Raw genomic sequence first — 12,119 nt, 5'->3', positions numbered from 1 at the left:
TTGTGAGGACTTAAGTATGTCAGAAGTTTTGAATGTACAATATAATAATGAACCATGTTATGACATAGTTTTGGATGACAGCTTTGAAGGATTGGCTGAACGAATATCAGGGCTTGGTTTTTCCGGAAGAAAGATTGCTATAATAACTGATACAAATGTTGAGAAGCTATATGCAGAACAGATAAAGGAGTGCCTGGAGACAGTTTCTCCTACAACAGTTGTATATGCCATTCCGGCAGGTGAAGAGAACAAAAATCTTTCAGAGATTGAAAAAATATATCAGGTACTTATTGATAACCATTTTGACAGGCATGATCTTATAGTTGCCCTTGGAGGCGGTGTTGTAGGCGATATGGCCGGATACACTGCTGCAACGTATCTCAGGGGTATTGCGTTTATCCAGATTCCTACAACGCTTCTTGCTCAGACGGACAGTAGCATAGGCGGTAAGACAGGAGTTGATTTTAAAGGCTATAAAAATATGGTGGGCGCTTTCTATATGCCTAAACTTGTATATATGAACGTCAGCGTTCTTAATTCTTTACCCGGTGAGCAGTTTGCATCGGGATTTGCAGAGGTTATGAAGCATGGTCTGATAAAAGACTCCGATTTCTACATGTGGTTAATAGATAACATGTATGAGATAGAGGAAAAAGATCCTGAAACGCTCATGTCTATGATCAAAAAGAGCTGTTCAATTAAGAGAGCTGTGGTTGAAAAAGACCCTACTGAAAAAGGTGATAGAGCACTTCTTAATTTTGGACATACAATTGGCCATGCTATAGAAAAATATAAGGACTTTACACTTTTTCATGGAGAATGCGTAGCACTTGGCTGTGTGGCTGCAGCTTTTATTTCCTGGAAGAGGCAGATGCTTTCGATGGAAGAGTATTATGAGATAAGAGACATGTTTGTTCCGTTTGGACTCCCCATTTCAGTAACGGATATTGATGCTGAAAAAGTTATTGAACTCATGCATTCTGATAAAAAAGCAGATGGAAATACAATTAAATTTATCCTTTTGAAAAAAGTTGGAAAAGCTGTCATTGATCCATCTGTTACAGATGATGAGGTTAGAGAAGCATTAAAGGAAATTACCTGGACGGACGACTTTGAATAATATTTGGAGCATTTTATGAATAAGATTACTACAAGAAAAAAAATATGCCTTATTGTTGATTTGATATCAATGATTCTTCTTGTTGCACTTGACCAGTTTACGAAATTCCTTGCGGTCGAAAAGTTGCAGGGGAAGGAATCCTTTGTAATTATAAAAGGGGTACTTGAACTTACATTTTTGAAGAATCATGGTGCCGCTTTCGGAATTCTGCAGAACCAAAAAATATTTTTTGTTATGATTGCGGTAATGATAATTTTGGTTATAGGATATGTTCTTTTTCAGCTTCCCCTTGAAAAGAAATATACTATACTACAGATAATACTGGTAATGATTGCAAGTGGCGCTGCCGGGAATATGATTGACAGAATTAGAAATGAGTATGTTGTTGATTTTATTTCGTTTGTGATTATTAATTTTCCTATTTTTAATGTGGCTGATATATATGTCACTGTTTCCACTATTTTTTTTATTATTCTTTTCCTGTTTTATTATAAGGAGAAGGACTTTGATTTTCTTAGCTTTAAACAGCAGAAAAAGTACAGGGAGTTAAAATGACGGATACTTTTGATAAAGAAAACAGAGTAAAATACATGGCCGGAGAGGATAATGACGGAGAGAGAGTTGATAAAGTTATGAGCTCTCTCTCTGATTCTATGTCCAGAAGTTATATCCAAAAACTCATAAAGGATCAGAAAGTTTTTGTCAACGGAAAACCTGTGAAAGCAAGTTTTTCTGTATCTGAGGGCGATATACTTGAAATGGAGATTCCAAAGTCCATTATTCCCGATATTGAGCCGGAAAACATACCGCTTGAAATAATATATGAAGACAAGGACGTTCTTGTTGTAAATAAACCGAAAGATATGGTTGTTCATCCTGCAGCCGGACACTATACAGGGACTCTTGTTAATGCACTTATGTATTACCTTGGAGATGATCTTTCCGGAATTAACGGCGTGATGAGACCCGGTATTGTTCACAGAATAGATAAGGATACTACGGGATCTGTAATAATATGCAAAAATGATATTGCGCACAGGGCTATTGCTGATCAATTAAAAGAACACAGCATCAATCGTGTATATCATGCTTTGTGTCACGGGATTATTAAAGATGATGAGGGGACAATCACAGGTAATATAGGAAGATCTGTATCTGACCGAAAAAAGATGAGTATAGTACCTGAGGGACAGGGAAAAACAGCAGTTACTCATTATAAAGTTTTAAAGCGTTTTGAAAAGGACAAAATGACATATGTTGAATGTCATCTTGAAACAGGAAGAACTCATCAGATAAGGGTTCATATGGCGCATATAGGACACCCTTTATTGGGAGATACTGTATATGGGCCATCCTTTAAAAGCAAATTCAAGCTTCAGGGACAATGTCTTCATGCTAAAACACTTGGATTCAAGCATCCTGTGTCCGGAGATTATATTGAAACCGATGCGCCATTGCCGGATTATTTTCAGCATCTGCTTGAAATATTAAGCTGAATTTCCCACTTTTTTCTTAATTACCGACATACAATTATGGTATAATGTATTCAAATATATGAAATCTTTTAAATGGAGGTTTTATTATGAATACAATCATAACAATAGGCAGACAATTTGGTTCAGGCGGACGTGAAATTGGTATAAAGGTAGCTGAACGCTTCGGTATTAAGTGTTATGATAAAGAACTTTTGACCAGAGCGGCTTCTGAGAGTGGCTTTGCGCAGGAAATGATTCAGGATCACGATGAGAGGCCGACCACATCATTCCTATATAATCTTGTCATGGATACGTATTCATTTGGATATAATTCTTCCAGTTTTGTTGACATGCCTATCAGCCATAAGATTTTTCTTGCACAATTTGATACCATCAAGAAAATTGCTGACGAAGGCCCTTGCGTAATTGTTGGAAGATGTGCCGATTATGCGCTTTCGGAGTATAAAAACGTTTTAAATATCTTTATACACGGTGATGAGGATGATAAGATTGCCCGTCTGATGGAGCGATATCCGGATGTTACCAATAAAGATAAAGCACTCGAGATGATGCTTAAAAAAGATAAACAGAGACAGAGTTACTATAATTATTATTCCTCAAAGAAATGGGGAAGATCCGATACTTATGATCTTACAATAAACAGTAGCGTTCTGGGTATAGATGGCACAGTTGATCTGATTTGTCAGTTTGTTGAGGATTTTGAAAACAGAGACTAACCGGTTTAATCTTATTTTACAGACTTAAGAAAGGATTAAAGGAGCAGACTTTTTGCTGTTTGCTCCTTTTTGATATCAAAATATGGCTTACAATTTTTTCGCTATTATCTCCAGGATGAAATATATCGAAAGATGGGCGCTTATGCGTAACTCAAGACAGGAGAATCTATGCGAACACTCCCTTGAAGTTGCTATGATTGCGCATGCTCTTTGCGTTATTGGAAATGTAAGATATGGAAGAAATCTAAATGCGGAGAAGGCGGCTCTGATAGGGCTTTATCATGATGCTTCGGAGATTATTACCGGTGATATGCCGACTCCGGTAAAATATTACAATGAAGAGCTTAAGACCGCATATAAACAGGTAGAAGCAATTGCTGATGTGCAGCTCTTACATAAGCTTCCTGAAGACCTCCAGCCATCATTTGAGAAGATATTTAAAACTCAGGAAGGCGAAGATGAGCTTTATATGAGAAAGCTTGTAAAAGCCGCAGATAAACTATCTGCATTTATTAAATGTATTGAGGAAAAGAATGCGGGTAACAGTGAATTCAGGACGGCTGAAAAGAGCACACTGAAATCTCTGAATAAATTAAAAAGAGAATTACCGGAGGTCTTGGATTTCATGGATGATTTCCTCGAGCCTTATGGTAAAACGCTTGATGAGCTTTCATAATTGTATAATATTCATCAATATACTTGTCTTATCTTAATATGAGGGATGTTTAATGACTTATTTCACATGTTTTTTTCTTGATGCGGAAAAGGATATAATTGTAAGTCTCTATAAGGACTTGGACAGACTTTATTATGTATTGTCCACTCCGAATCATCATACAGGGAACCTGATCAGGAATCTTGCATCAATATGCAAATTGCCTCTTACTCAAAATGAGGAAGGTTTATTTGTCATTGAGGGTGAAGTTCCGTGCTTTGTAGATGCAGATAACTGTGAGTCTTATATTTTCAGCCTTGGAGACATTGAAATTGCCGATATTTTCCCTGATGGCCGTGTTGATTTAAAGGCTACAATTCCGGCTATAGCCAAGACTCTCATGAGTCAGACAAAAAACTACCAGCTTGATCTTTCTAAAACAATTTTCAAAACCTATGTAAATAAAGAACTTAAATTCAGGGCTGATCTTCACACACATATGAATGGCAATCTGCCCGGGGATATCTTAATTGCACTGGGAATTTACCATCAGATAAGATACCCTTTGTATTATGTAAAAAAGCTTGATTTAAAACTTACCAATGAACAATGGGATAAGTTAAATGCACAAAGAAGTAAAGTTGCAAGGCAGTTTATCTCTTCGGGACTTGAAGGAAAGTACTTGGACAGAAGAATTAATGATAATACTTTTATTAATTTTGCTGATCTTATTTTAAATAACCTTGATAATGCAGAAATGAATATAGTAAAGATACGCGGTTCTCTTGCGGTTATAAAGGATGGACAGGCCGTTTTTACTAATCTTGAGAAGGTTTATCTTTACAGATATGTTTTTTGTAAAGCAAAGGAAAGTGAAGATAAGATCAGATTGGGCAATATAGACCAGATTCCTGATGAGGATGTAAAGGTTCATGTGAAGCAGATGCTAAAGGACAAGGAAAATCCTGATTATACATCAAATACTATTTTTCAGGATAAGCTGCTTTGGATTGCAAGAAACTATAAAAAACAAGGTGTTTGTTATGCGGAAATAAGCGATACGACACTTGTTAAGAAATATGAATCCGTAGAAATGCTCAAGGAAGTCCATGATGTGATGCCTAAGATTTATCAGGAAACAGGCGTAATGATAAGATTTCTTGCTGCTATGAGAAGAATTCCGCTTACAATTGTAAAAGACGCAATAACTCCTGCCGATTATCTTGAACAAAATTTGGAGGTCCTCAGAGGCACATTCCTTGATCCTTATGTTGCAGGCTGCGACTTTGTCGGAGAAGAAATAAACGATATCATCACCCTTAAGCCTGTATTTCGAGAGCTTGTAAAGTTTGCCGCTATTGATCCGTCTTTCGTTATAAGGGTCCATGCAGGAGAAAATGACAGCTTGAAGGATAATATTTCACATAGCATTAATTGTGTTAAGGATTGCCTTCTTCCGGGGCAGTCTATGCCCAGAATGAGGCTTGGACACGGCCTTTATACCTACTCACCACGGTCTAAAAAAGGACGTGAAGTAATAAAACAGCTAAAAGAGAATAATATAGTTCTGGAATTCCAGCTTACAAGTAATGTTCGTCTAAATAACCTGAACTCGCTCAAAGATCATCCGCTTAAGTATTATTTAAAACAGGGAATCAGATGTGTACAGGGTACAGACGGGGCAGCTCTGTACGGTACCAGTTCGATTGATGAACAGCTTTCTTTAAAGAAAATGCTTGAACTTACGGATGATGAACTAAAACTCATGAAAGACGCGGAAACAGGCATAATAGAAGAGGGGCAGATAGCTTATTCCGATAAAAAGGCTGCTTTTATTTCAATGCTGAAAAATCGTGATATGGAGGAATTTTTGCTTGAAAAGATGAAGACTGTAAGAATAACAAAGTCATCTTCAAGAAAAGTAAAAAGATTTGATGCAAATAAAGAGCTTATGGATGAAATTAGTGAAATTACCTGGGATCGTTTTCCTGTTGTTCTTTTGGGTGGCAGTTTTAATACCGAAAAACGTGCAACAAATATCACTCCGGACGGAAAAAAACAACTTGATGCTTTATTAAAATTCATGAATCCCGATGAAGTTTGTTTTATAATAGGCCATAAGCTTTCAGGATATGAAAAATATTTAATTGATCACAATTCAAAAGGATTTAGAATTTATGCCGTAGTTCCTATGCTAATCACAAAGAGTGAACGTGATAAATTAAAGGATGCAGGTGTGTATATACGTGTTTCCCCTGAAGCTGAAGGAATGGGGATATATAAAAGCTTCAATTACGAGATATTTGAACGAAGACCCTCCATGGTAGTTGCCTTTGACGGAAACAGCGCTGCCGCAAATTTGATTCAGGAAGCAAAAAACGGAAAAGGTAAATCCGTAATATTTATTTGGAGTCATTCCAAAACATTAAAGCAAAAGGCAAAATCCTTGCATGGATATGTAAAATACTTTGATAATGAGAATCCTATAGTAAACGAACTAATGCAGCTTCAAAGCGAATTTGGCGATAAGGAATTACATTAAACCGGAATTTTCTGCAATGATATTATTTTATATCTACACACCAGGTCAATTCACAGAACATTCCGCAACACTGTATTTAATCAGTCTAAGAACGTGCCTGTTACGTGTGATATATGCGGACTTGATAGTGATACTATCCTTCAATACTATCGTCCATACATTGATGATTATGAAAGGCATAAAGGGCAGAATTTTAATTTATAAAGTATTCTGGCAAACTAACATACAAAAAATCAAACCTCTATCTCATCAAAGGTATAGAGGTTTTTTGAACAAATACAGGATCCATTTATCATGCCCCTTCCACAATATGTCACTAAGTCAAAACAACATAAAAGTCCTCCTGCCATTACTGCGAAATAATGACAGGAGGGTTAAACTTACTTCTTATTCTTTTCTCTCTTAACTTTTGCATTCTTTGGAAGTCCGGACTTTACAAGAAGCTTCTTGTTCTTCTCAAAGTTCTTGGCTCCGGTCTTAACCTCTATGGTCATGTTCTTCTTTGTTTTCTTAAACGCGCCTTTTCCAACCTTCTTTAGTTTTCCTCTAATTATTACAGTCTTGACTTTCTTACCGTAATTAAAAGCATTCTTGTCGATAGTATTGATGTTTTTGCCTATATCCACTTTTGTTGCCTGCTTGCAGTTTTTAAGGAATCCTTTGCGGATTCTTGTAACTTTGTAGGTCTTACCATTTGATTTTACTGTAGCTGGAACGACTACTGTTTTGAGGCTCTTGCTGTTTACATTTTTGAGGTCTAATTTTGTACCATTAGCCTTTTTGAAGACAAATTGTGAAATCTGTTCATCAGTCTTGCTGTAATTAGTAACTGATATTGTTTTGCCATCAGCATTCTCTTTTGTAACAGTCTTGGATCCATCAGGATTCTGCTGCGTATCACCGGTATTCTTAAGAACCTCTGCCAGGGAAGCCTCAATATCAGTAAGCTTCTTTAGTGTTTCTTCAGATATCTGGCTCTTTTGTTCATCAGTGAGTGCATCATATGCTGCCCTTGCTGCCTCTATCTGCTCTTTATCATTTGCTGTCACTTCGGATGGTGACGGAAGCTTATTAATTAAATCTATGACATTGGCAACGGCTTCATCTTTGTTTTGTTTCTGCTCTTCTATTGTGACTGTAACACAATCAGGTTCAGAATCTGTATGATTATCATCACCTACTACCTTATACCATACGTAATAGGTTCCCGCATTGGTGGCTGTAGGGATGGATGTGGTATATCCGGTTGTCGGGGCAGTGATCGCATCTGTGCCGATGGCATACTGCATCGTGCCGCCTGTTGCTTCGCCCGCCGTTACCAACTCCTGTGCAGTGCCGGTATAAGTCAAGGACTTGGCTGTCGGGCCTTTGGTAACGGTTGGTTTCGACAACATCGCATCAGGGATTGTAATGTTCGCAACACCTGTCGGTGTACCCGAAACTGTTATTTCTGTATCACTGGTTCTGGCAACAGTGATCCCGTTTGTTTCTTTATAAAGATCACTTGTTTCAGGGAACGTACAGCCTTCATTCGCTGTGTAGGTTACGTCTGTCATCGCAGGAACGGTGTTATTCAAAAAGAAAGTATTTGTTATAGAACTCGCTCCACTGGATGTTGCATTTGCGCCTCCGGACAGATTGACAGATGCGAAGGTGACTTTCGACAGGTCAAGCTTTAAAGCGGGGCGGACACCGAACTCAAAAGTGACATAGTCACCATAAACACGGCCGGATCTGCCGTCCACGAACTTCGCTGACCTATCACCGTTGCCGGGCGAGCGGAGCCACCATTCAGAGTAGAATTGTTTGACATTCCCAGGCAGGGTCGCCTCAGCTTCGCTCAGCAGATACAGTTTTCCTCCGGCATCCGTGTTGGTCACGATTGCGTCTGTTACATCCGCAAAATTAGGTTTCCCCTCTCCTGCGGTTCCAGTAACTATTTTCTCTAAATAACCCTTCACGGTCGAGTTGCTGTAATCATTGCTGCTGCCAAACTGCGATTCTCCAAAACTCTCCGCCGCCAGCAACGTTACAGTATCTGCATTCACGGCAGTAGAATTATCTGCTATTATGTACCACTTATAGCCGTTAAAGGTCACCTGCTTGGCGGTTAGTGCCGTCGCGTCTTCACTGCCTATCGGAACAAGATTTGAGTAAGTTTCTGTCGTTGCATACGCCGTCAGGCTCATGCCGGGGAACAGCCCCAGCACCAGCGCAAGGGTGAGCAGGAATCCTAAAAAACGTTTCTTAATTCTCATAAGCTATTATCTCCTTTTTTCTCTTATTTCGCGGCTGTTATGGCCGCCGCAGTACCATTATTCACTTCCCGAAGCGCCCATCTCGTGAGCAAGCTCACTCGATGATGCGGCATTCGCCGCATCTGCGTCCAGCTCGATAAACATCCGATCACAAGCAAGCTTGCATCGTCTGTTTATCTCCCTGTCCTTGGCGCTTCTCATTGCTAACGCACAAAAAACCGCCGAACCTAACAGGGTATACTTACCCCGTCAAGTCCGACGGTTATCCATCACGAATGTAGTATTCAGTTTTAGAGCAAGACAAAAAGGCGCAGTTTACCTTACTGTGCTGTGCTGTGCTGTGCTGTGCTGTGCGAGTGTAGCCCTGTTCCGCATGGCTGTCAAGCCTCCTGTGGTTTATTTTCTGATAAATTTCTTAATTATTTCAAATAAAAGCTTTTTGCTTTTTCTAAACCCCGACATTTATATATAATAATTATCTCAATTAAGTGTAAAGAAACCATTATCCAAGCAATGGTTTTAGATTAAAATTTCATTAAATTATTATTAAATAGTTAATGTCGTACAGACTATGAATGTTTTATGCCCTGTAGATATTGATTACATTTTTATTCTCCATGACAACATATGTAGGAGTTCCCAAAAGATCATATTCATCATAAAATCCCAATCCATTTTTTCGATATTTCCTATCGCGAATAAGAAACTGCATAATTTCAAAGAATCATTCTTCTAAAATCATCTGCTTTAAATATTTATCCTGATCCCTTGAACTGTGAACAATACCGGTAACCTGCACCGCAGCGTGTTCAACATCAATCCAGAAATAAACAAGATAATTTCCAATATTTGTTTTCCTTACTCCTTCCGTTCTCCATGGTTCTTCATCTACAAGAAACCATTTTTCAGGGTTTACTGAAAGATTTTCTAGAAGTTCATCAAATGAATCCATAAGAGTCTCTGCAGCATCAGGATTTTTCAATACAACTGCTATATGCCATGCAATACCTCGAAGCTGTTCTTCCGCCTGCCTGGTCAGTCTAACTTCAAATCTGTTCAACGTGTCCACTCCCTTATATCCTTTTTAATGTCAGAAATAACATCTTTTGCAGGGCGGCTCTCACTATTTTTTGCCTGCGAAAGGCCTCTTTCCATCATAATGTCGAATTCCCTGTCAGTCATTTCATCCCTGGCTACAGGATTAGTAGATAAGTCGAATGTAAAAGGTATTCCCCTTGTTCTTATTATTTTCTTATAAAGTGCATTTATGACTACAGAGCTTGATATACCAAGCTGGCTCAGAATCTCCTCTGCTTCTTCTTTTACTTCAGGCTCAACTCTTGCCAGGATGGTTGCTGTTTTGTTTGCCATACATATCACCTCTCTTTCTGTCTATATTTTAATGTATATCTATTAGATATACAACGGTCAGGTTGAAATTTCATTCTATGTTCATAACTCTTCATGTCAATATCCTTCCAATCCTAGTAATTTTCTATACTTGACGGTGTATGTACTTTTGAGTCAGCGGCTGATTCTTTGACTAAAATATTCCTGTATGTTCTTAAAATCTGCTCAGAACAGGAGGAAAGTATGTCAAAAGTTGTACCAAGGATCAATGATGCAGACAGGGAAAAGATCGCACTTGGAATTGTCAGGAAGCAGCCACTAAAAAAGATAGCTGCCCTGCTGGGAAGGCACCTTACTTCCATAACCAATGAGATCAAGAAACACCGCGTATTTGTCAGGGGAAGCTACTATGCAGGCAATGACTGCAGGTATGCGCAGGGCTGTGACAAAAGGCATGTATGCGGTGATCCCGACTGCAAAATGTACTGCTACACATGTCCGAAAAGCTGTCATGATTTCTGCCCCGAATATGTCCCCCATAAATGCAGGAATTATGAAAAGCCACCATACGTTTGCAATGCCTGTGATAACCGCTAACCAGCAGGACTGCCTACAAATACATCGACATGGGCATTCTTGATGTCAGGAATATAGACCTCCGCCGTCAGGCAGGCTATAAGCACCGCCGGAAGAAAAAAGAAGAATCCGGCATCCTTACCCAGGCTTACAGACAGAACCGTTCATATGACGATTTCAAGGCATATATGGAAGACAAGTCTGATTCAAGGGTATTCGAGATGGACACGGTAAAAGGAAAGCGCGGATACGGAAAGGTAATGCTGACTATGCTGTTCAGGAAAAACTCAGTAATGATCATTTTTCTTATGCCTGACTGCAGGGCTGAATCCGTGATCTACTGGTTCAACTATCTTGAGACGGGTCTCGGTAAGGAAGTATTCCACCACCTGTTCGAGATAGGACTTACAGACAATGGCAGCGAGTTCAAGAGGGTCAATGAGCTAGAGTTTTCATCGGACAATACCATCCGAACCAGTATGTTTTACTGCGATCCGATGCAGTCTGGCCAGAAAGGTCGCCTGGAAAAGAACCATGAATATATCCGTTATGTAATCCCCAAAGGTACTTCACTTAATCAGTATACGCAGGAAGACATGACGCTTCTTGCCAACCACATCAACAGTACAAAGAGACCAGGACTCGGGAACAGAACTCCCTACGAGCTTATTACCGATGATGATGAAGACATGCATAAGCTCATGAAGCTGCTGGATTTATCTCCCATTCCTTCAGATGAAGTAAATCTTACAAAAAGCTTATTGAAAAAGTAACTGATACATGGCAAACCATCTTGAGCAGAACAGGACATACAGAAGTTTTTCGTTTCTTATTTTCCATAAAAGGCTTATTCAAGGTGTTTTAAGAAGTTGTCACAGTATAACAAACAGTTTTAGAAAGGACAAAAGCTATGTCAAAAAGGAAAAAATTCAACATACATGACCTGTATCCTGCAGACTACCATTTCGACTGGGAAGCATTTGAAAAGGATCCTGATGGGTACAGGTTTACAGAAGCGGATTATGCGTACTCCAACGCGATGGATCTTGAGAGGTATGAGTCGGAAGTACAGATGACTCCCTATGAAAAGCGGGCTGTCCGTAAATGGGTAATAGATGGGCACAGCCCCTACGAGAATCCGGGTTCAAGATATTTATGCATGACCGGCTCTGAACCCTATGATTTTCTCGATGTATATCGCATGGACCGTGAGATACAGAAAGACATGAAGGGAATGAATAAGGAACAGCAGAGAGCCTATCTCATGGAGTACATGGGATGGACGGATGATATTCCGGCTCCGGATATGGATGATGATTCTACTGGTTTCATGCCGGCAGATCCGGATGAAGAAAGACCTTTTGAATAAAAAGGCATAACCACATTTACCGTTGGGCTGGATTATG

Annotated in this window: 13 protein-coding genes; 9 read left to right on the top strand and 4 right to left on the bottom strand. The window is 39.2% G+C overall.

All coding sequences use genetic code 11. From position 1 onward, the window contains the following. The first annotated feature begins 16 nt into the window (after window positions 1-16). The 6 genes from aroB to BMW61_RS01185 all read left to right on the top strand — a co-directional run bounded on the left by aroB (window position 17) and on the right by BMW61_RS01185 (window position 6,529). Complete coding sequence (gene aroB, locus BMW61_RS01210; protein ID WP_091819456.1) at window positions 17-1,120, top strand: 3-dehydroquinate synthase; 1,104 nt, start codon at window positions 17-19, stop codon at window positions 1,118-1,120. Between the two features lie 15 nt (window positions 1,121-1,135). Further along, window positions 1,136-1,675, top strand: coding sequence for a signal peptidase II (gene lspA / locus BMW61_RS01205; RefSeq protein WP_091819455.1), 540 nt, complete (start codon window positions 1,136-1,138; stop codon window positions 1,673-1,675). Next, window positions 1,672-2,616, top strand: coding sequence for an RluA family pseudouridine synthase (locus BMW61_RS01200; protein WP_026497497.1), 945 nt, complete (start codon window positions 1,672-1,674; stop codon window positions 2,614-2,616). The genes lspA and BMW61_RS01200 overlap by 4 nt, the downstream gene beginning before the upstream one ends. An 86-nt stretch (window positions 2,617-2,702) precedes the next feature. Continuing rightward, window positions 2,703-3,332 carry a cytidylate kinase-like family protein gene (locus BMW61_RS01195; RefSeq protein WP_091819454.1) on the top strand — a complete coding sequence of 210 codons (630 nt, stop codon included), beginning with the start codon at window positions 2,703-2,705 and terminating at the stop codon, window positions 3,330-3,332. Window positions 3,333-3,414: 82 nt separating this feature from the next. Continuing rightward, window positions 3,415-4,008, top strand: a complete 594-nt coding sequence (gene yfbR / locus BMW61_RS01190) for a 5'-deoxynucleotidase (RefSeq protein ID WP_022759986.1) — start codon at window positions 3,415-3,417, stop codon at window positions 4,006-4,008. A gap of 52 nt (window positions 4,009-4,060) precedes the next feature. Continuing rightward, entirely contained in the window at window positions 4,061-6,529 is a 2,469-nt protein-coding gene (locus tag BMW61_RS01185) for an amidohydrolase family protein (protein WP_044958384.1), read from the top strand. A 380-nt stretch (window positions 6,530-6,909) separates the two neighbouring features. On the opposite strand, the gene BMW61_RS01180 is transcribed toward BMW61_RS01185, so the two are convergent. From BMW61_RS01180 to BMW61_RS01170, 4 genes are all read right to left on the bottom strand, one after another. Continuing rightward, window positions 6,910-8,787 (bottom strand): leucine-rich repeat protein, encoded by a 1,878-nt coding sequence (locus BMW61_RS01180; RefSeq protein WP_091819453.1) that lies wholly within the window; start codon window positions 8,785-8,787, stop codon window positions 6,910-6,912. A gap of 57 nt (window positions 8,788-8,844) precedes the next feature. After that, a complete protein-coding gene (locus BMW61_RS21745) occupies window positions 8,845-8,988 on the bottom strand; it encodes a hypothetical protein (RefSeq protein WP_175475062.1) in 144 nt (47 codons plus the stop codon). Between the two features lie 523 nt (window positions 8,989-9,511). Next, entirely contained in the window at window positions 9,512-9,847 is a 336-nt protein-coding gene (locus BMW61_RS01175) for a type II toxin-antitoxin system RelE/ParE family toxin (protein WP_026498734.1), read from the bottom strand. Continuing rightward, window positions 9,844-10,158 carry a type II toxin-antitoxin system RelB/DinJ family antitoxin gene (locus BMW61_RS01170; protein ID WP_091819452.1) on the bottom strand — a complete coding sequence of 105 codons (315 nt, stop codon included), beginning with the start codon at window positions 10,156-10,158 and terminating at the stop codon, window positions 9,844-9,846. The genes BMW61_RS01175 and BMW61_RS01170 overlap by 4 nt, the downstream gene beginning before the upstream one ends. Before the next feature lie 222 nt (window positions 10,159-10,380). Between BMW61_RS01170 and BMW61_RS01165 the strand changes: the two genes are divergently transcribed. The 3 genes from BMW61_RS01165 (at window position 10,381) to BMW61_RS01155 (ending at window position 12,082) form a co-directional block, all read left to right on the top strand. Next, on the top strand, window positions 10,381-10,734 hold the full coding sequence (locus BMW61_RS01165; RefSeq protein WP_091819451.1) for a helix-turn-helix domain-containing protein: 354 nt from the start codon (window positions 10,381-10,383) through the stop codon (window positions 10,732-10,734). A gap of 29 nt (window positions 10,735-10,763) precedes the next feature. Then, window positions 10,764-11,486 carry an IS30 family transposase gene (locus tag BMW61_RS01160; protein WP_091819450.1) on the top strand — a complete coding sequence of 241 codons (723 nt, stop codon included), beginning with the start codon at window positions 10,764-10,766 and terminating at the stop codon, window positions 11,484-11,486. 137 nt (window positions 11,487-11,623) lie between these two features. After that, window positions 11,624-12,082: a hypothetical protein gene (locus tag BMW61_RS01155; RefSeq protein WP_091819449.1), complete on the top strand. Its 459-nt coding sequence runs from the start codon at window positions 11,624-11,626 to the stop codon at window positions 12,080-12,082. Window positions 12,083-12,119: the final 37 nt, after the last annotated feature.

It is taken from the genome of Butyrivibrio sp. ob235 (assembly GCF_900109475.1).
Lineage (GTDB): Bacteria > Bacillota > Clostridia > Lachnospirales > Lachnospiraceae > Butyrivibrio.
This window is presented reverse-complemented; position numbering and strand designations above follow the sequence as displayed.

Excerpts from the sequence above, each read along its gene's own strand:
- BMW61_RS01170 (WP_091819452.1), bottom strand. The coding sequence starts at position 10,158 with ATGGCAAACAAAACAGCAACCATCCTGGCAAGAGTTGAGCCTGAAGTA.
- BMW61_RS01195 (WP_091819454.1), top strand. The coding sequence starts at position 2,703 with ATGAATACAATCATAACAATAGGCAGACAATTTGGTTCAGGCGGACGT.
- BMW61_RS21745 (WP_175475062.1), bottom strand. The coding sequence starts at position 8,988 with ATGAGAAGCGCCAAGGACAGGGAGATAAACAGACGATGCAAGCTTGCT.
- aroB (WP_091819456.1), top strand. The coding sequence starts at position 17 with ATGTCAGAAGTTTTGAATGTACAATATAATAATGAACCATGTTATGAC.
- BMW61_RS01185 (WP_044958384.1), top strand. The coding sequence starts at position 4,061 with ATGACTTATTTCACATGTTTTTTTCTTGATGCGGAAAAGGATATAATT.
- BMW61_RS01180 (WP_091819453.1), bottom strand. The coding sequence starts at position 8,787 with ATGAGAATTAAGAAACGTTTTTTAGGATTCCTGCTCACCCTTGCGCTG.
- BMW61_RS01165 (WP_091819451.1), top strand. The coding sequence starts at position 10,381 with ATGTCAAAAGTTGTACCAAGGATCAATGATGCAGACAGGGAAAAGATC.
- BMW61_RS01155 (WP_091819449.1), top strand. The coding sequence starts at position 11,624 with ATGTCAAAAAGGAAAAAATTCAACATACATGACCTGTATCCTGCAGAC.
- BMW61_RS01160 (WP_091819450.1), top strand. The coding sequence starts at position 10,764 with ATGGGCATTCTTGATGTCAGGAATATAGACCTCCGCCGTCAGGCAGGC.
- yfbR (WP_022759986.1), top strand. The coding sequence starts at position 3,415 with ATGGCTTACAATTTTTTCGCTATTATCTCCAGGATGAAATATATCGAA.
- BMW61_RS01200 (WP_026497497.1), top strand. The coding sequence starts at position 1,672 with ATGACGGATACTTTTGATAAAGAAAACAGAGTAAAATACATGGCCGGA.
- lspA (WP_091819455.1), top strand. The coding sequence starts at position 1,136 with ATGAATAAGATTACTACAAGAAAAAAAATATGCCTTATTGTTGATTTG.